At 71.4% G+C, this 18,272-nt stretch carries 18 protein-coding genes; 9 read left to right on the forward strand and 9 right to left on the reverse strand.

The genetic code is table 11. The annotated features are described in order from the left end of the window. Positions 1–7: 7 nt before the first annotated feature. From sigM to trxA, 4 genes are all read left to right on the forward strand, one after another. Positions 8–736, forward strand: coding sequence for an RNA polymerase sigma factor SigM (gene sigM / locus HCK00_RS01300; protein ID WP_168099832.1), 729 nt, complete (start codon positions 8–10; stop codon positions 734–736). Beyond that, positions 733–1,698, forward strand: a complete 966-nt coding sequence (locus HCK00_RS01305) for an RsmA family anti-sigma factor (protein WP_168099833.1) — start codon at positions 733–735, stop codon at positions 1,696–1,698. Before sigM ends, HCK00_RS01305 begins: the two co-directional genes overlap by 4 nt. 247 nt (positions 1,699–1,945) lie before the next feature. Next, a complete protein-coding gene (gene trxB / locus HCK00_RS01310) occupies positions 1,946–2,932 on the forward strand; it encodes a thioredoxin-disulfide reductase (RefSeq protein ID WP_168099834.1) in 987 nt (328 codons plus the stop codon). A 67-nt stretch (positions 2,933–2,999) separates the two neighbouring features. Next, positions 3,000–3,329 carry a thioredoxin gene (gene trxA, locus HCK00_RS01315; RefSeq protein ID WP_168099835.1) on the forward strand — a complete coding sequence of 110 codons (330 nt, stop codon included), beginning with the start codon at positions 3,000–3,002 and terminating at the stop codon, positions 3,327–3,329. 85 nt (positions 3,330–3,414) lie between these two features. Here the strand turns inward: trxA and HCK00_RS01320 are convergent, their stop codons facing one another. From HCK00_RS01320 to rpmH, 9 genes are all read right to left on the reverse strand, one after another. Continuing rightward, positions 3,415–4,032, reverse strand: coding sequence for a GNAT family N-acetyltransferase (locus HCK00_RS01320; RefSeq protein WP_168099836.1), 618 nt, complete (start codon positions 4,030–4,032; stop codon positions 3,415–3,417). Between the two features lie 230 nt (positions 4,033–4,262). Then, positions 4,263–5,351 carry a ParB/RepB/Spo0J family partition protein gene (locus tag HCK00_RS01325; RefSeq protein ID WP_168099837.1) on the reverse strand — a complete coding sequence of 363 codons (1,089 nt, stop codon included), beginning with the start codon at positions 5,349–5,351 and terminating at the stop codon, positions 4,263–4,265. Next, positions 5,348–6,475, reverse strand: coding sequence for a ParA family protein (locus HCK00_RS01330; protein WP_240965142.1), 1,128 nt, complete (start codon positions 6,473–6,475; stop codon positions 5,348–5,350). The genes HCK00_RS01325 and HCK00_RS01330 overlap by 4 nt, the downstream gene beginning before the upstream one ends. A 315-nt stretch (positions 6,476–6,790) precedes the next feature. Next, complete coding sequence (gene rsmG / locus HCK00_RS01335) at positions 6,791–7,519, reverse strand: 16S rRNA (guanine(527)-N(7))-methyltransferase RsmG (protein WP_168099838.1); 729 nt, start codon at positions 7,517–7,519, stop codon at positions 6,791–6,793. Between the two features lie 130 nt (positions 7,520–7,649). After that, complete coding sequence (locus HCK00_RS01340; RefSeq protein ID WP_168099839.1) at positions 7,650–8,153, reverse strand: Jag family protein; 504 nt, start codon at positions 8,151–8,153, stop codon at positions 7,650–7,652. An 11-nt stretch (positions 8,154–8,164) separates the two neighbouring features. Then, positions 8,165–9,283: a membrane protein insertase YidC gene (gene yidC / locus HCK00_RS01345; protein WP_168099840.1), complete on the reverse strand. Its 1,119-nt coding sequence runs from the start codon at positions 9,281–9,283 to the stop codon at positions 8,165–8,167. 3 nt (positions 9,284–9,286) lie between these two features. Further along, the gene (gene yidD, locus HCK00_RS01350) at positions 9,287–9,604 is read right to left on the reverse strand and encodes a membrane protein insertion efficiency factor YidD (RefSeq protein WP_168099841.1); all 318 of its coding nucleotides are present in this window, start codon (positions 9,602–9,604) and stop codon (positions 9,287–9,289) included. After that, positions 9,601–9,999 carry a ribonuclease P protein component gene (gene rnpA, locus HCK00_RS01355; protein WP_168099842.1) on the reverse strand — a complete coding sequence of 133 codons (399 nt, stop codon included), beginning with the start codon at positions 9,997–9,999 and terminating at the stop codon, positions 9,601–9,603. The genes yidD and rnpA overlap by 4 nt, the downstream gene beginning before the upstream one ends. A 27-nt stretch (positions 10,000–10,026) precedes the next feature. Beyond that, entirely contained in the window at positions 10,027–10,164 is a 138-nt protein-coding gene (gene rpmH / locus HCK00_RS01360) for a 50S ribosomal protein L34 (protein WP_019707372.1), read from the reverse strand. A gap of 424 nt (positions 10,165–10,588) precedes the next feature. Between rpmH and dnaA the strand changes: the two genes are divergently transcribed. From dnaA to HCK00_RS01385, 5 genes are all read left to right on the forward strand, one after another. Further along, a complete protein-coding gene (dnaA, locus tag HCK00_RS01365; protein ID WP_168099843.1) occupies positions 10,589–12,613 on the forward strand; it encodes a chromosomal replication initiator protein DnaA in 2,025 nt (674 codons plus the stop codon). Positions 12,614–14,003: 1,390 nt separating this feature from the next. Then, complete coding sequence (dnaN, locus tag HCK00_RS01370; protein WP_168099844.1) at positions 14,004–15,134, forward strand: DNA polymerase III subunit beta; 1,131 nt, start codon at positions 14,004–14,006, stop codon at positions 15,132–15,134. 193 nt (positions 15,135–15,327) lie between these two features. Next, entirely contained in the window at positions 15,328–16,263 is a 936-nt protein-coding gene (gene gnd / locus HCK00_RS01375; protein ID WP_168099845.1) for a phosphogluconate dehydrogenase (NAD(+)-dependent, decarboxylating), read from the forward strand. Between the two features lie 8 nt (positions 16,264–16,271). Further along, complete coding sequence (gene recF / locus HCK00_RS01380; RefSeq protein WP_168099846.1) at positions 16,272–17,456, forward strand: DNA replication/repair protein RecF; 1,185 nt, start codon at positions 16,272–16,274, stop codon at positions 17,454–17,456. 116 nt (positions 17,457–17,572) lie between these two features. Beyond that, positions 17,573–18,124, forward strand: coding sequence for a DciA family protein (locus HCK00_RS01385; protein WP_168099847.1), 552 nt, complete (start codon positions 17,573–17,575; stop codon positions 18,122–18,124). Positions 18,125–18,272 lie beyond the last annotated feature (148 nt).

The following is an 18,272-nucleotide window of genomic DNA, read 5'->3' on the forward strand; positions in this document are numbered from 1 at the left end:
GACCGACGTGGAGGACGGCCTGCGTGGTTCCCTGCCGGACAAAGACCTCCTCGCCCGGCATGTCGCGGGTGATCCGGACGCCTTCGCCGAGCTCGTACGGCGCCACCGCGACCGCCTGTGGGCCGTGGCGCTGCGGACGCTGGGGGACCGCGAGGAGGCCGCCGACGCGGTGCAGGACGCCCTGGTCTCCGCCTATCGCGCGGCCCACACCTTCCGCGGCCAGTCGGCCGTCACCACCTGGCTGCACCGCATCACCGTCAACGCCTGCCTGGACCGGGCACGCAAGGCGGCCTCCCGCAGGACCTCCCCCGTCGCCGACACGGAGCGGCTGGAACAGCTCATCGAGCCCCACGAGTCCGCCCACGCCCCCGCCGAGCGGGGAGACCTCCACCGGGAGCTTCTCCGGGCCCTCGCCACCCTCCCCCCGGAACAGCGCGCCGTCCTGGTCCTGGTCGACATGCAGGGCTATCCCGTCGCCGAGGCCGCCGATGTCCTCGGCATCCCCAGCGGCACGGTGAAGAGCCGGTGTGCCCGGGGCCGGGCCCGCCTCCTTCCCCTGCTCTCCCACCTCCGCGGTGGAGGTTCCCCCCGTGATGCCGGGGAGAAAGAGGGGGAAACGGGGGGACACGGTGAACCGGATTCGAACGGGGGAAGGAACCGTGCGGCGGGGGCATCCGTCCCACCGGCTGCGAACCCCAGGGATCCGGACACCGTGAAGGGAGGCAGGCGGGCGTGACATCCACGATCGGAGCGGACGGGCATCCGGACGTCGAGGAGATCTCCGCGCTCATGGAGGGAGCACTGCCGCCAGGGCTCTCCTCCGCAGTGCGGGCCCATCTCGGCGACTGCGAGCTGTGCGCGGAGGTCCAGGCCTCCCTGCGGGAGATCCGGAGCCTGCTGGGAACGCTGCCGGAGCCACCCCGGATGCCCGCTGATGTGGCCGGCCGGATCGACGCGGCCATCGCGGCGGAGTCCCTCCTCGCGGCCACGGCGCCGCGCGATGTTTCACGTGAAACCGGCCCCCCCACGGGAGCCGCCCCCGTTTCACGTGAAACGGACCGCTCCCCGTCACCCGCTCCCGTGGTGACATCACCACCACGAGGACGCACGTCCCGCACTGAACGCCCCTCAGGGAGCGGCCCCGGCCGGGGGCCCTCCCGCCGGCGCCGCCGCTCCCTCACGCTGGGCCTCGCGTGCGCCCTGGGGCTGGCGCTCGGCGGGGTGGCCGTCGTCCAGGCGCTGGGCCCCGCCTCCCGTCCCACCGGGACGCCGGCGAAGAGCACGGACGGGCCCGTCGAGTCCGCAGCCGAGTCCGGCGGCTCGGAAGTGAACGCCGCGACGCTGGAAGGCACGGTGCACCGCTTGCTCGCCGCCCAGCCGTCCCCGCCCGGCGAACAGTCCGCCGGGCCTCCTGCCGACGAGATGCCGGACACACTCGGCGCCCGGTCCGCCCCGGCTCAGCCGTTGCGCGGCGACGATGCCGCCCTCCCGTCGTGCATACGGAACGGGATCGACAACCCCGTCGCGCCGCTGGCCGCCGAGGAGGGCACCTTCGAGGGCAAGGCCGCCTACATCGTGATCTTCCCCCACCCGTCCGACCGGGAACGCGTGGAGACCTACGTGGTGGACTCCTCGTGTGTCACCACCGCCGAGCCGCGTGGCGACGTCCTGCTCTCCCGCACCTATCCCCGACACTGATCCCCGGGGGCAGGGCCCCGCGCATCCGTCGTGGCGCCGCGTCCGCCGGGACGTCGCGCTCGTCACGTCCGCCGCGTCAGCCGCGTCCGCCGTGTGCGCTGTGGACGCACCGGCGGCCCGCGATGCGGCGGCGGGAATGATGGCCCTCTAGGATCCGTTGGGTGGTATGCGGGCCTCGTCAGTGGCTCGCACGGCACTCCGGAAAACGGCCCCCTGGAAACAGTCGGCAGAGACGAGGAAGACACCCGTGAGCGACGTCCGTAACGTGATCATCATCGGCTCCGGGCCGGCGGGCTACACCGCGGCGCTCTACACCGCGCGGGCCGCCCTGAAGCCCTTGGTCTTCGAGGGTGCCGTCACCGCCGGCGGCGCCCTGATGAACACCACCGAGGTGGAGAATTTCCCCGGTTTCCGCGACGGCATCATGGGACCGGACCTCATGGACCAGATGCGGGCCCAGGCCGAACGCTTCGGCGCCGAACTTGTCGCCGATGACATCACGGCCGTCGACCTCTCCGGTGATCTCAAGTCCGTGACCGACTCCACCGGTACGGTCCACACGGCTCGTGCCGTGATCGTCGCCACCGGTTCCCAGCACCGCAAGCTCGGGCTGCCCCGGGAGGACGAGCTCTCCGGGCGCGGTGTCTCCTGGTGTGCCACCTGCGACGGCTTCTTCTTCAAGGACCAGGACATCGCCGTGGTGGGCGGCGGCGACACGGCGATGGAGGAAGCGACCTTCCTCTCCCGCTTCGCCAAGTCCGTGACCATCATCCACCGGCGCGACACCCTCCGCGCCTCCCGTGCGATGCAGGAGCGGGCGTTCGCCGACCCGAAGATCACGTTCGCCTACGACAGCGAGGTGATCGAGATCAACGGCAATCCGAAGCTGACCGGTGTGACCCTGCGTTCCACGAAGACGGGGGAGACCCGGGAGCTCCCGGTGACCGGACTGTTCATCGCCATCGGGCACGACCCGCGCACGGAACTCTTCGGCGGCCAGCTCGACCTGGACGACGAGGGCTATCTGCGGGTCGAGTCCCCCTCCACCCACACCAACCTCACCGGTGTCTTCGCCGCCGGCGACGTCGTGGACCACACCTACCGCCAGGCGATCACCGCGGCGGGCACGGGGTGCGCCGCGGCCCTCGACGCGGAGCGCTACCTGGCGGCTCTCACGGACACCTCCGCGGAGCACACGCCGGAGCCGGAGAAGACCGCCGCCGCGCCCCTCTGATCCAGCCCTCCCGCATCGGGAATCCCCCGACCCACTCAGCAGCACTCCGGAGAACAAGGAGCACGCCATGGCCGGCGCCCTCAAGAACGTGACCGACGCGACCTTCGACGAGGAGGTCCTGGGGAGCGACAAGCCCGTCCTCGTGGACTTCTGGGCGGCCTGGTGCGGCCCGTGCCGCCAGATCGCCCCCTCCCTCGAAGCCATCGCCGCCGAGCACGGCGACAAGATCGAGGTGGTCAAGCTGAACATCGACGAGAACCCGGCGACCGCCGCCAAGTACGGGGTGATGTCGATTCCCACCCTCAACGTCTACCAGGGCGGAGAGGTCGCCAAGACGATCGTCGGCGCCAAGCCGAAGGCGGCCATCGAGCGCGACCTGGAAGCCTTCCTCGGCTGACCGCGCCCCGCATGACGCCGGGCCCGCCCCTTCGGGGGCGGGCCTTCGCCGTGCGCCAGGACGCCCACGGCCTCCGGGCCCACGGTCACAGAGGGCGGAGCGCCGGCTCCTTCTGGACCGCGCCGAGCAGCCTGTCCAGGGCCATTTCGACGTCCTCCTTCCAGGAGAGGGTCGTCCGCAGTTCCAGCCGCAGCCGGGGATAGCGGTGATGCGGCCGTACCGTCTTGAAGCCCACCGCCAGCAGCTGCTCGGCGGGCAGGACACAGGCGGGTTCCGCCCACCGCGCGTCCCCGAAGGCCTCTATCGCCTTGAATCCGCGCCGCAGCACATCCTTCGCGACCGTCTGGACGAGCACCCGGCCCAGCCCCTGCCCCTGATAACCCGGCAGGATCCAGGCGGTCATCAGCTGTACCGCGTCGGCGGCCACCGGGCTGGTGGGGAAGGCCGTGGAGCGGGGGACGTAGGCAGGGGGCGCGTACAGCACGAATCCCGCCGGCGCCTCGTCCACATAGAGCACCCGGCCGCAGGACCCCCACTCCAGCAGGACGCCTGAGATCCAGGCTTCCTTCTCCAGTTCCGGCCTGCCCGCCTTCACCGCGGCCTCGCCGCTGACCGGATCGAGCTCCCAGAAGACACAGGAACGGCAGCGCTTCGGCAGATCCGGAAGGTTGTCCAAGGTGAGCGGTACGAGCCGGCGCCCCATGAAGTCTGCTCCTCACATACGCCTCCGTCCGGCCGCTCCGGCAGGAACGACCGAACCCTTCCGGGCCCGGCACGCTCCGGGGAGCGCTCGGTCCCCGGTCCCCGGGCATCGTAACCAGTGGGCCCGGCCGACGGATGAAGACAGCGAAGGGCGGGCCGTACCGTCACGGCCCGCCCGCACGCCGATCCACCGGTCGGCTGTCCCCGGTAGCTGTTCCTCCGGCCCAGGATCTACTCCGGTGCCTGCTCCTCCGCGGCAGAGTCCAGCACCCGGTCCTCCCCCGGGGCGAGAGTGGAGAGAATCCGCTCCAGATCCTCCATGGAGGCGAACTCCACGACGATCTTGCCCTTCTTCTGGCCGAGATCGACTTTGACGCGGGTCTCGAAACGGTCGGAGAGACGGGAAGCCAGCTGGTTGAGCGCCGGGGAGACGCGGGCGCCCGCCCGCGGCCCCTTCGGTTTCACCGCGCTGCCCTGTTCGGAGCCCATCAGGGTGACGATCTCCTCGATCGCCCGGACCGACAGCCCTTCGGCGACGATCCGGTGAGCCAGCCGGTCCTGCTCCTCCGAGTCCTCGACCGACAACAGAGCCCGGGCATGCCCGGCGGACAGGACGCCCGCCGCCACCCGGCGCTTCACCGGAGTGGAGAGCTTCAACAGCCGGAGGGTGTTGGAGACCTGCGGGCGGGACCGCCCGATGCGGTCCGCGAGCTGGTCCTGGGTGCAGGCGAAGTCCTTGAGCAGCTGGTCGTAGGCCGCCGCCTCCTCAAGGGGGTTCAGCTGAGCCCGGTGGAGATTCTCCAGGAGGGCGTCCAGCAGGAGCTTCTCGTCCTCGGTGACACGGACGATGGCGGGGATGCGCTCCAGGCCGGCTTCCCGGCAAGCACGCCACCGGCGCTCGCCCATGATGAGCTCGTATCGCTCCGCTCCCAGCCGGCGGACCACCACCGGCTGGAGCAGGCCCACCTCCTGGATGGAGGTGACCAGCTCGGCCATGGCGTCCTCGTCGAACACCTCTCGGGGCTGACGAGGGTTCGGCGTGATGGAGTCCAGCGGAAGCTCGGCGAAGTGGGCCCCGGTGACGGGCTCCGCGGTCTGCTCGTCCTCCACCACGGGTTCGCCGGTGAAGGGCTCAGGCTCCTCCTGCGGAGCGGGAACCGTCGCGGGCGGCGCGACATCACGCTCGGAGATGAGCACGGGAACCGCCGTCGGCGACGTGGCTCCCGGCGATACGGTCGGCACCGGCTGATCCCTGCTCTGGGGCTCGTGCGGAATCAGAGCGCCCAGACCACGGCCGAGTCCCCTGCGTCGTTCACTCACTGCGTCCCCTCCGGCCTGCCGTGCTGTTCATGCTGAGCGTTCGCGCCCGGGAGATGAGCGCTGACACCTTCGTGATCTTCATGGGTGACACCCACCCCGCGCAGCGCGATCTCCCGCGCCGCTTCGAGGTAGGAGAGCGAGCCGCTGGAGCCCGGGTCGTAGGTCAGCACCGTCTGACCGTAGCTGGGTGCCTCCGAGATGCGCACGGACCGCGGAATGCAGGTCCGCAGCACCTCATTGCCGAAGTGGCTCCGGACCTCGTCCGCGACCTGCGAGGCCAACCGGGTGCGGCCGTCGTACATGGTCAGCAGGATCGTGGAGACGTGGAGCCGTGGGTTGAGATGCCCGCGCACCAACTCGACGTTGCGCAGCAACTGCCCCAGCCCTTCCAGGGCGTAGTACTCGCACTGGATGGGGATGAGCACCTCCGCTCCGGCGACGAGCGCGTTGACGGTGAGGAGACCCAGGGAGGGCGGGCAGTCGATGAGGATGTAGTCCAGTGGCTGCTCGTACGCCTGGATGGCGCGCTCCAGCCGGCTCTCCCGGGCCACCAGGGAGACCAGCTCGATCTCCGCACCGGCCAGGTCGATGGTGGCGGGTGCGCAGAACAGCCCCTCCACGTCCGGTACCGGCTGGACCACCTCGGAGAGCGGCTTGCTGTCCACCAGCACGTCGTACACCGAGGGAACCTCGGAGTGGTGATCGATCCCGAGAGCGGTGGAGGCGTTCCCCTGGGGGTCGAGGTCGATCACCAGCACCCGGGCGCCGTGGAGAGCGAGCGACGCGGCCAGATTGACGGTGGTCGTCGTCTTCCCCACCCCGCCCTTCTGGTTGGCCACCACCATGACGCGCGTCTGTTCCGGGCGGGGCAGATTCTCGGCGGCCTGCCCCAGCGCGGCGACAGCGATCTGAGCGGCACGACCGATCGGGGCATTGTCCAGGGGGGCCGGCGTTTCACGTGAAACATCGACCCCCGGTGGCGGGGTCTCGGAGGTCACCCCCCGATAGGGCTCGGCAGCGCGGGGGCCCGGGACCGGATCGGCCATCGGCCCCGCGATATTGGCGTCGGACCGCAAGGATTCACTCTCCTCGACTTCTGACTCGCGATAGTCAGAGCCTGCCATGCTAGCGGGGTCATGAACCAGCGAGCCCCTCTCCCCTGTGGATGAATCCCCACCGGAGGACCCTTCCGCGGGCGGCCGAACCACCCGCCGAGGCGACCCCGGAGGGGTAGAGCGGCCGGCGTCCCCACCTCCGGGGGCGGCGAGGTGACGCGGCGCGGCAGCTGCGCGACCACGGCTGATGATGCCATGCAACAGAGAGCGTCGTTTCACGTGAAACACGATGCCTACGCCCGCATCACCGGCCGTCGCGACACTCCGCTTTGGGTGTTTTGTGGCTTGTATGGAGCAATGCGGGCCAGGGGATCCCGGGGCCCCTCAGCGGCGCCGGCGAACCGCCTTCGGCGGCCGTCCCGTACGAGCCGCCTTGGCGCGTTTGGCGGCGAAGCGCACACCGCCCGGGCTCTCTCCCACCTCGACCTTCACCACCGTCGAGAGCGGGTCGACCAGCCCCTCGCCCACCTGGAGAACCGAGGTCCGCTCCACGCCGAGTTTGCTCAACGCCGCCCGCGCTCCCCGGAGTTCCTCCTCCGCGGTGTCCCCCTTGAGGGCGAGCATCTCCCCGTAAGGCCGCAGCAGGGGAACCCCCCAGCCCGCCAGCCGATCGAGTGGGGCCACGGCGCGAGCCGTCACCACATGGACCGGGGACAGGGAGCCGAGCACCTCCTCGGCCCTGCCCCGCACCACGGTGACATGGTCGAGGCCGAGCAGCTCCACCACCTCCTGGAGGAAGTTGGTGCGCCGCAACAAGGGCTCCAGCAGCGTGATCCGCAGATCGGAGCGGACCAGCGCCAGGGGGATACCGGGAAGCCCCGCCCCGGATCCCACGTCGCAGACCGACACCCCCTGGGGAACGGCCTCGGAGAGCACCGCACAGTTCAGCAGATGCCGCTCCCACAGCCGGGGGACCTCCCGTGGGCCGATCAGACCGCGCCGCACCCCGGCGTCGGCCAGCAGTTCCGCGTACCGGACGGCGTGCGGGAGGTGATCACCGAACACCGTACGTGCCGTGGGCGGGGGCGGGGGAAGCTCTGCTGCCTCGGTCACAGGAACCGTCCTTCCTCGGATGACCGGCGCACCGCGCCCGGATGCAGGGCGCCGGCCGGAACAGCGCTCTCTACGCTGACAACGTACGGCCCCGCCTGCGAACAGGCGGGGCCGGGTTCATCTCTGTCCGTCAGGCGGGGAGTACCACGACGCAGCGCTGCGGTTCCTCGCCCTCCGACTCGCTGCGCAGCCCGGCCGCGGCGACGGCGTCATGGACGACCTTGCGCTCGAAGGGGGTCATCGGCTGGAGCTTCACCGGCTCGCCACTGCCCTTCGCCTCGTCGGCCGCCTTGGCCCCGAGCGCCGAGAGTTCCTCACGCTTGCGAGCACGGAAACCGGCGATGTCCAGCATGAGGCGGCTGCGGTCACCGGTCTCGCGGTGCACGGCGAGACGGGTGAGCTCCTGCAACGCCTCCAGTACCTCGCCGTCGCGGCCGACCAGCTTCTGCAGGTCCCGGCCGGTGGAGTCGCTGATGATCGACACCGCGGCCCGATCGCCCTCGACATCCATGTCGATGTCACCGTCGAGGTCGGCGATGTCCAGCAGACCTTCGAGATAGTCGGCCGCGATCTCGCCCTCCTGCTCCAGGCCGGTCAGGGTGTCGCCGCCGGTGGCGGTCGTGCCGTCCGTCACGGGGTCGCTCCTCACTTCTTCGTCGGGTGCTTGGGCCGCTGGCGGCCCTTGCGCTGTCCGGACTTGGGGGTGCCGGCGGCGGACGCCCCTCCGGCCTGCTTCGGCCGGTTCTCCCCGGCCTGCTTCGTCTCCGTGTCCACCGGCCGGCTCTCCTCCTCCGGCTGAGGGGTCCCGGGGCTCTTGGCGGCCCCCTGGGCGGTGGCCGACTGCCGCTGGGACTTGGTCTGCCGCTTGGGCTGCTGCCGCTTGGCCCGCGCCTCCTCGACGGCCTGCCGGACCTCCGCCTTGGCCGGGTCCTCCTTGAGCTTGCCCTTGGCCCGCAGCCGCTCCTGGCGCTGCTGGTAGGCGATGCTGCCGGGGGTGGGGTTCCGCTGGATGATGTACATCTGCTGGCCCATGGTCCACACGTTGGTGGTGAGCCAGTAGACCAGGACGCCGACCGGGAAGTTGATGCCGAAGACGGCGAACATGATCGGGAAGACGTACATCAGCATCTTCTGCTGCTGCATGAACGGCGTCTTGACCGTGAGGTCGACGTTCTTCGTCATCAGCTGGCGCTGCGTGAAGAACTGCGAGGCCGACATCAGCACGATCATGATCACGGTGACCACGTGGACGTTGGTCAGCGAGGCGTTCAGGCTCTCGACCTTGGCGGCGCTGTCCATGAACTTGGACGCGATGGGGGCGCCGAAGATGTGCGCGCTACGGGCGCTCTGGACCAGGTCCTGACCCATCACGCCGACCGCCTGGTCATTGGCGATCTTGTTCAGCACCTGGTAGAGCGCGAGGAAGAACGGTGACTGCGCCAGGATGGGGAGACAGCTCGAGAGCGGGTTGGTACCCGTCTCCTTGTAGAGCTTCATCATCTCTTCGGACTGGCGCTGCTTGTCGTTCTTGTAGCGCTCCTGGATCGCCTTCATCTTCGGCTGGAGCACCTGCATGTTCCGCGTCGCCTTGATCTGCTTCACGAAGAGCGGGATCAGGGCGATCCGGATCAGCACCACCAGCGACACGATGGACAGACCCCAGGCCCAGCCGCTGTCCTTGTCGAAGACGAGGCTGTACAGCGAGTGGAACTGGACGATGATCCAGGAGACAACGGTATAGAGAGGGCCGAGGATCGTGTCCACGAATCAGGCTCCTTGGGCGTTGGGCTGAGTCTCGGGCCGGCCGGCCGGCGTATCGGTGGAGCGTTCGGTCCACCGCTTCCGCAGTCGCTGGTGCCAGACCGGGTGGGTCCGGGGCGGAACGTGGTCGACACCGCCGGGCGACCACGGGTTGCAGCGCAGGATGCGCCAGGCGGTCAGTGCCGTCCCTTTCACCGCGCCGTGCGTCTTGATGGCGCCGTAGCCGTAGTGCGAGCACGACGGGTAGTACTTGCAGACCGGACCCAGCAGGGGGCTGATGGTCCATTGGTAGAGCTTGATCAGCCAGAGCAGCGGATACTTCATCGCTCCGCCTTCTCCCCGGTCCGGTCGTACGCGGACCCACCCAGCAGCCGCCGCAGTGCCCTGTCGAGATCGCCGGCCAGTTCCTCGTGGCCCGCGGTACCCGCTCCGGGCAGTGCCCTCACGACCACCAGGCTACCGGCAGGCAGTGCGGACAGCCGTTCCCGCAGGAGATGACGGAGCCGCCGCTTCACCAGGTTCCGGGTGACGGAACCACCGACGGCCTTGCTGACGACGAAACCCGCACGCACCGGGGGAGAGGTCTCCCCAGGCGCGTGCGGGCCGGTTGAGCCGTTACGCAGATGCACGACGAGGAGCGGGCGACCGGCCCGGCGTCCTCGGCGTACCGCGGTGGCGAAATCCTCGCGCCGCCTCAGCCGATTCTCGGTGGGCAGCACGGCATCGGACCTCTGAGGTCTGGCTGGTCAGGCGGACAGGCGGGTGCGGCCCTTGGCACGGCGGGTCGCGAGAATCGCGCGGCCGGCACGGGTACGCATCCGCAGCCGGAAGCCGTGGGTCTTCGCGCGGCGGCGGTTGTTCGGCTGGAAGGTGCGCTTGCTCACTCGGGGGCTCCAGGAAGACTCGGGTGTTGGCGTGACGTCGTCTGGCTGTCACCGTGCGCCCACGAGGAGCTCGCACACGCCCGAGTGCCGCATGATCGGCAATCAAGCGATCTTCGCCCATCGGAGGCAGGCGGCAGCAGCCATCGACAACTCGACCTGCTCACGGTACGCGCGGCCAGGTCACGCGGTCAAACCGGGTGTCCAGGGGCGCGGACCCCGCCCGGCCGACGGGGCGGGGCCGGAGGACCGGCGGACGGAGCACGGACCGGGCATGGCACATTTGTACACACCCTGTGGACAACGACTTGAACCCCGCCTGTCGGCCTGACTACCGTGCGGAACTCGAGATTCTTCCCTCCCGCCCCGAGAACCACACATGCGTGGGCTCCCCCGGCTCCGCCCCGTGAGTGAGAGAGCGTGCCCTGTGGCTGATGTACCTGCTGATCTTGGAGCGGTCTGGCCGCGCGTCCTCGATCAGCTTCTCGGCGACGGCGCCCAGGGGATCGAGGCGAAGGACCGCCGCTGGCTCAAGGACTGCCAGCCGCTGGTCCTGATCGCCGGGACGGCCGTGCTCGCGGTACCCAACGAGTACGCCAAAGGGGTTCTCGAGGGCCGGCTGTCCCCGCTGATCAGCGAGGCGCTCAGCCGCGAGTGCAACCAGCCGGTCCGGCTCGCGGTGACCGTCAGCGCCACCGAGCCCGCGCCGCAGCCGCCCGCGCAGAGCGCTCCCCAGCCCCAGCAGCGCTACGACGAGGCACCGCCCCACGAGGAGCCCCAGCACCCGCAGCTCCCTCAGCAGTCCCAGCCGTCCCAGCACCCGTCCCACGCCGAGCCTCAGCGGGACGGGTACGAGGGCTACGACGGTTACGAGGGGGGCTACGGCGGGGGTTACGACCCCGGCTACGACTACGGCCGGCCGGCCGACGGACTGCCCACCGCGCGCCCCGCCTACCCGGACTACCAGCGGAGCCGGCCCGAGCCCGGCGCCTGGCCCCGGTCGCGCGAGGAGTACGACTGGCGCCGGCCCCGCCTCGGCTCCCCCGACCCGTACGCCTCGCCGCACGCGGAGCAGCAGAACCGCCCGCACCGCTTCGAGGACGCCCCGCACCCGCAGCACTCCCCGCGCACCGGGCAGCATTCCCAGCATTCCCAGCGCTCTCAGCACTCCTCGCACGCGCCGCACTCCCAGCAGTACGAGGAGCCGCAGCGCTACGAGGACGCCCAGCGCCCCGTCCCGCCGCAGGGCGACTACCGTTCCACCGGCACGGACCGCCCGCCGTACGGCGACCGGCACCGCGAACTCCCGGAGCCCCCGTCCGGCCGTCCCCACGGGGTGCCGGGCGGTCTGCCCGCCCCCAGCGGGGCTCCCGGCCCGCTGGCCGCGCAGCCCGCGCCGGCCACGGGTCCCGGCGAGCCCACGGCGCGGCTCAACCCCAAGTACCTGTTCGACACCTTCGTCATCGGTGCCTCCAACCGCTTCGCGCACGCCGCCGCGGTGGCCGTCGCCGAGGCGCCGGCCAAGGCGTACAACCCGCTCTTCATCTACGGGGAGTCCGGCCTCGGCAAGACCCACCTGCTCCATGCCATCGGGCACTACGCGCGGAGCCTCTACCCGGGCACCCGGGTGCGCTACGTGAGCTCGGAGGAGTTCACCAACGAGTTCATCAACTCGATCCGCGACGGCAAGGCGGACGCGTTCCGCAAGCGCTACCGCGACATGGACATCCTGCTGGTCGACGACATCCAGTTCCTGGCGAGCAAGGAGTCGACCCAGGAGGAGTTCTTCCACACCTTCAACACGCTGCACAACGCCAACAAGCAGATCGTGCTCTCCTCGGACCGGCCGCCCAAGCAGCTGATCACCCTGGAGGACCGGCTCCGAAACCGCTTCGAGTGGGGCCTCATCACCGATGTGCAGCCGCCGGAGCTGGAGACCCGGATCGCGATCCTCCGGAAGAAGGCCGTCCAGGAGCAGCTCAACGCGCCGCCCGAGGTGCTGGAGTTCATCGCCTCCCGGATCTCCCGCAACATCCGGGAGCTGGAGGGTGCGCTGATCCGGGTGACGGCGTTCGCCAGCCTCAACCGGCAACCCGTCGACCTCGGCCTCACCGAGATCGTGCTCAAGGACCTGATCCCCGGCGGTGAGGACGCGGCACCCGAGATCACGGCCACGGCGATCATGGCCGAGACGGCCGCGTACTTCGGGCTGACCGTCGAGGACCTCTGCGGCTCCTCCCGCAGCCGGGTCCTGGTCACCGCACGGCAGATCGCGATGTACCTGTGCCGGGAGCTGACCGACCTCTCGCTCCCGAAGATCGGTGCCCAGTTCGGCGGGCGCGACCACACCACCGTGATGCACGCGGACCGCAAGATCCGGGCCCTGATGGCCGAGCGGCGGTCGATCTACAACCAGGTCACCGAACTCACCAACCGCATCAAGAACAGCTGACACCGTTCGCCCCGGCGATCCGGCAGCCACTCCCGGGTTCCCGGGCCCCCGGCGCCCCCGGGGGCCCACCGGCCCCCGGCAGCTCCCCGACCGGCACGGGCCCCGTGGGCGTGCGGCGCCGTGCCCGGGACGGCGGGATCTCCCCGGCGCCCGTCGGCATCACCGGCAGAGCCGGTCACAGACGGCGCCGGGACGCCGGGCCCCTCCCGGCGCGAGGTCCGGGCACCCGGGGCGTACGGACACACGGAGTCGCGCCCGAACGACCACTGGTCCCGGCGCCGCTCGTCCCGCCGCCCCGACCATCCCCCACGGCCGCGTGCACCGCGCGCCCGTGGGGGTTTCCCTGGGCGGGAGCACTCACCAGCCTCTCGTCACGCCCCCACCGCGCCTGCCGGCACCGTGCCGATCACCGGGCCTGCCCGGCCCCTCGCCGATCTCCTCGCCGATCTCCTCTCCGGCCCCCTGACCGGTCACCGCCGTGCCGCGGACCGGTGCGACGGCTCCGTCCACGGTCGCGCTCCCGGTCCCCCTCACGGGCCGGATCGCGACGTCCACGGGCGTGAATCCGGGGGCTCCCGGTCCCCAGGGCCCTCCACTCCTTGATCCGGTCTGTTCGATTAGCTGCTGCCGAAGGCGGGTTCTCCACACGAACCGGGCTTTCGGGCCGTCCACACCCTGGGGAGGGGGGAGTTGTCCAGACTGCGTCCACAGCCCGGCCCGTTCACCCCGGCTCCTGGGAGGTCAAGCGCCTGTGGGCTTGTGGGCGGCAGCTCTCCACAGACTGTGGAAGGCGACGGGGCGATTCGGGGGCCGGTGAGGTTGTCCACGCCCCGCCCACAGGGAAAGGGCTGTTGTGCACAGGCTGTCCACAGCCTTGTCCACTGTTCGGCAACGCAACACCCGCCCTCACCGTCAAGAGTGAACTGCATCACAGAAGGTTCCCGGATTGGGCTGTGCAGAACGTGGGTAAAACTGGGGACGCCGCTGGGGAGAACCGGCCCCTTCCTGTGCATCGCGTGTGCAGAACTCTGCCGTGTCCACAGCGACGGCCACTTGTCCACCGGTGCCGCCCACAGGGCCCGTGGATAAAATCTCGCCTCTGAGCTGGGCAAACGTGGTTATCCACGGTTTCCACAGGCCCTACTACTACGACCACTGAGAGAGAGCGGGAAATCCGTTCAGAAGCAGGGCCTGTGCACAACTCGCCCTCGGGCCGCGGCACGCCTCCCGACCCGACTTGACCCCGGAGCGCTTCCGCTGTCCGTGGTGTGCGTCAGACTGGTGAGGCGGCGACGGAGCCGCGGGGCCGGTGACGGCCGATCCACGACCAACGCCGAGAGGCCCGCCGGGCCGAGCAGGGCGAGCCAGTGAGAGCAGGAGGCGGCTTACGGTGAAGATCCGGGTGGAGCGCGACGTACTCGCGGAGGCGGTGGCCTGGGCTGCGCGCAGCCTCCCGGCCCGTCCGCCGGTGCCGGTCCTCGCCGGCCTGCTGCTGAAGGCCGAGGAGGGCTCCCTGAGCCTGTCCGGCTTCGACTACGAGGTCTCCGCCCGGGTGTCGGTCGAGGCCGATGTCGAGGAGAGCGGCACCGTCCTGGTCTCCGGCCGGTTGCTCGCCGACATCTGCCGGGCCCTGCCCAACCGCCCGGTGGAGATCTCCACGAACGGCGTGCGGGTGACGCTGCTCTGCGGCTCGTCCCGGTTCACGCTCCACACCCTGCCGGTGGAGGAGTACCCGGCCCTGCCGGACATGCCGACCGCCACCGGCACCGTCCCCGGCGACGTCTTCGCGGCGGCGGCCGCCCAGGTCGCCATCGCCGCCGGGCGGGACGACACCCTGCCGGTGCTCACGGGCGTGCGCATCGAGATCGAGGGCGACACGGTCACGCTGGCCGCCACCGACCGCTACCGCTTCGCGGTCCGGGAGTTCCTGTGGAAGCCGGAGGTTCCGGACCTCTCCGCGGTGGCCCTGGTGCCCGCCAAGACCCTGCTCGACACCGCCAAGTCGCTCACCAGCGGTGACACCGTCAGCATCGCGCTGGCGGGCTCCGGCCAGGGCGAGGGGCTGATCGGTTTCGAGGGCGCCGGGCGCCGGACGACCACCCGCCTGCTGGAGGGCGACCTGCCGAAGTACCGGACGCTCTTCCCGACGGAGTTCAACTCCGTCGCGGTGATCGAGACGGCCCCCTTCGTCGACGCCGTGAAGCGGGTGGCGCTCGTCGCCGAGCGGAACACCCCGGTGCGGCTCAGCTTCGAGCAGGGGGTGCTGACCCTGGAGGCCGGCTCCAGCGACGACGCACAGGCTGTGGAAAGGGTCGACGCCCAGCTCGACGGCGACGACATCTCCATCGCCTTCAACCCGGGCTTCCTGCTGGAAGGGCTGAGCGCCATCGACTCCCCGGTGGCCCAGCTGTCGTTCACCACCTCGACCAAGCCGGCGCTCCTCAGCGGCAGGCCCGCGGTGGACGCGGAGGCGGACGAGGCCTACAAGTACCTGATCATGCCGGTGCGGCTGAGCGGCTGACACCGGGCGGCGGGCCCCCTGCGCGGTCCGCTCCGCCGCGATGTGCGGTACCGGCCCCCAGCGGCTCCTCCCCCGCGCCCGCCTCTCCCGCGTCGTGCGTCTGAGCGGTACGAGCCCACAGGTGAGCGGGGGGTGCCCCCGCGTAGGCTCGGACGGGTACCAATCGCAACGACTACGTCGAAGAGGGTCACTGATGGAGCTCGGTCTCGTCGGTCTCGGCAAGATGGGCGGCAACATGCGCGAGCGCATTCGCCGCGCGGGGCACACCGTCGTCGGGTTCGACCGCAACGCGGAGCGCGCCGACGTCCACAGCCTGGAGGAGCTCGTCGGCCGGCTCAGCGGCCCGCGGGTCATCTGGGTGATGGTCCCGGCCGGTGAGGCCACCCAGTCGACCGTCGACGCGCTCGCCGAGCTGCTCTCGCCCGGGGACGTGGTGGTCGACGGCGGGAACTCCCGCTGGACGGACGACGAGAAGCACGCCCGGGAACTGGCGGAGAAGGGCATCGGCTTCGTCGACTGCGGCGTCTCCGGTGGCGTCTGGGGGCTGGAGAACGGCTACGCGCTCATGTACGGCGGCGCCGCCGAGGACGTGGCGAAGGTCCAGCCGGTCTTCGACGCCCTCAAGCCGGCGGGCGAGTTCGGGGCGGTCCACGCGGGCAAGGTCGGCGCCGGCCACTTCGCCAAGATGGTCCACAACGGCATCGAGTACGCCATGATGCAGGCCTTCGCCGAGGGCTGGGAGCTGCTGGAGGCCGTGGACTCCGTCACCGACGTCCGCGAGGTCTTCCGCAGCTGGCAGGAGGGCACCGTCATCCGCTCCTGGCTGCTGGACCTGGCCGTGCGCGCCCTCGACGACGACGAGCACCTCGGGAAGCTCCGCGGTTACGCCCAGGACTCGGGCGAGGGCCGCTGGACGGTGGAGGCCGCCATCGACCACGCGGTGCCGCTCCCCGCGATCACCGCCTCCCTCTTCGCCCGGTTCGCCTCCCGCCAGGACGACTCCCCCTCGATGAAGATGATCGCCGCGCTGCGCAACCAGTTCGGCGGCCACGCGGTGACCGCGGCGGCCGGTGACGAGAAGGGCGCGGACGCGCCGGGCGCGGACGTCACCCCGCCGGTGGACGGCTGACGGGCCCGATGCACGTAGCGCATCTGTCGCTCGCCGACTTCCGGTCGTACGTCCGGGTCGAGGTCGCTCTCGACCCGGGCGTCACCGCGTTCGTCGGCCCCAACGGCCAGGGGAAGACCAACCTGGTCGAGGCCGTCGGCTACCTGGCGACGCTCGGCAGTCACCGTGTCTCCTCCGACGCCCCGCTGGTGCGGATGGGTGCCGAGCGGGCGGTCGTCCGGGCGGCCGTGGTCGGCGGGGACCGCCGGCAACTCGTCGAGCTGGAACTCAACCCGGGGCGGGCCAACCGCGCCCGGATCAACCGTTCCTCCCAGGTGCGGCCGCGGGACGCGCTCGGCATCCTGCGCACCGTGATGTTCGCCCCCGAGGACCTCGCCCTGGTGAAGGGGGATCCCGGGGAGCGCAGACGTTTCCTGGACGAACTGGTCGTCGCCCGCTCCCCGCGGATGGCCGGTGTGCGGTCGGACTACGAGCGGGTGCTCAAGCAGCGGAACACCCTGCTCAAGAGCGCCGCGATGGCCCGCCGCCACGGCGGCCGCACGATGGACCTGTCCACCCTGGACGTCTGGGACCAGCATCTGGCCCGCGTCGGCGCGGAGCTGCTGGCCCGGCGGCTGGACCTGATCGCCGCGCTCCAGCCGCTCGCGGACAAGGCGTACGAGCAGCTGGCGCCCGGCGGCGGCCCGGTGGTGCTGGAGTACCGCGGATCGGCCGGGGAGGTTCCGGAGGGGGTGGCGAGCCGTGAGGAACTCCAGGGCGTGCTGCTGGAGGCGCTCTCCGGGGCGCGCCGCCAGGAGATCGAGCGCGGGGTGACGCTCGTCGGGCCGCACCGGGACGATCTGGTGCTCAAGCTCGGCCGCTTCCCGGCGAAGGGCTACGCCAGTCACGGGGAGTCCTGGTCCTACGCGCTGGCGCTCCGGCTCGCCGCGTACGACCTGCTGCGGGGGGAGAGCCCCGCCGGGCCCGCGCCCGCGCCGGACGGCGGGCCGGGCCGGCGGGTCGGCGAGCCCGTCCTGGTCCTCGACGACGTCTTCGCCGAGCTCGACGCGCGCCGCCGGGACCGGCTGGCCGAGCTGGTCGCCCCGGCCGAGCAGGTCCTGGTGACGGCGGCCGTGCCGGAGGACGTCCCCGCGGTGCTCAGCGGAGCGCGGTTCACGGTGGCGGACGGCGCGGTCGAGCGGGTGGCGCCGTGACGGCGGCGCGCGGCCCCGCGGAGGGCCCGGCCGGGCGGCCGGAGCCGCGACAGCGGGACGCTGCCGCAGCCGGAACAGCCGGAACAGCCGGGCCGTCCGGCTCCGGCCGCCGCGGCATGGCGCCCCCCGGCTCATCCGGGGGGAACGCGCCCTCCGGGGGATCGGGCGTGGATCTGGCCCGGGTCGCCCTGCGGGCCGCGAAGGAGCAGGCCAGGGCGCAGGGGGCGGCGGCCCAGCAGCGCAAGCAGGCCCGCCGGGGCGGGCTGCGCTCGGGCGCCCGGGCGGACGGCCGGGATCCGCTGCCCCTGGGCGCGGCGATCAACCGGCTGATCACGGAGCGTGGCTGGGAGGCCCCGGCCGCGGTGGGCGGGGTGATGGGCCGCTGGCCACAGATCGTCGGCCCGGAGGTGGCGCAGCACTGCGCCCCCGAGCGGTACGACGAGGAGGAGCGGGTGCTCACGGTGCGCTGTGACGCCACGGCGTGGGCGACGCAGCTGCGGCTGCTCGCCCCCCAGCTGGTGGCCCGGCTCAACACGGAGCTGGGCCCCGGCACGGTCGCGTTCCTCAAAGTCCTGGGGCCCGGCGGGGGCGGTGGCCGGGCGGGTTCGCGGCCGTACGGAACGCTGCGTGCACCCGGCAGCCGGGGCCCCGGTGACACCTACGGCTGATCAGCCGCGACGACGGTGACGTATGTGACGTCATGAGGGTCCCGCAGCGTGGTCGGGGGTTGACAGCCCGAAGCGCTGAGTGCCCCTGTGGGCCGCTCGGAGCCCTTCCCCGTATATGGGGAGTCGGCGGATGGAGGTTGAGGGCGGC

The sequence above is a fragment of the Streptomyces zingiberis genome, from assembly GCF_012034935.1.
Taxonomy (GTDB): Bacteria; Actinomycetota; Actinomycetes; order Streptomycetales; family Streptomycetaceae; genus Streptomyces; species Streptomyces zingiberis.

What these genes read in the sequence shown, in the direction of transcription:
- trxA (WP_168099835.1), top strand. Translation starts at nt 3,000, where the DNA reads ATGGCCGGCGCCCTCAAGAACGTGACCGACGCGACCTTCGACGAGGAG.
- HCK00_RS01320 (WP_168099836.1), bottom strand. Translation starts at nt 4,032, where the DNA reads ATGGGGCGCCGGCTCGTACCGCTCACCTTGGACAACCTTCCGGATCTG.
- HCK00_RS01330 (WP_240965142.1), bottom strand. Translation starts at nt 6,475, where the DNA reads ATGGCAGGCTCTGACTATCGCGAGTCAGAAGTCGAGGAGAGTGAATCC.
- gnd (WP_168099845.1), top strand. Translation starts at nt 15,328, where the DNA reads ATGGAGCTCGGTCTCGTCGGTCTCGGCAAGATGGGCGGCAACATGCGC.
- yidD (WP_168099841.1), bottom strand. Translation starts at nt 9,604, where the DNA reads ATGAAGTATCCGCTGCTCTGGCTGATCAAGCTCTACCAATGGACCATC.
- recF (WP_168099846.1), top strand. Translation starts at nt 16,272, where the DNA reads ATGCACGTAGCGCATCTGTCGCTCGCCGACTTCCGGTCGTACGTCCGG.
- HCK00_RS01385 (WP_168099847.1), top strand. Translation starts at nt 17,573, where the DNA reads ATGGCGCCCCCCGGCTCATCCGGGGGGAACGCGCCCTCCGGGGGATCG.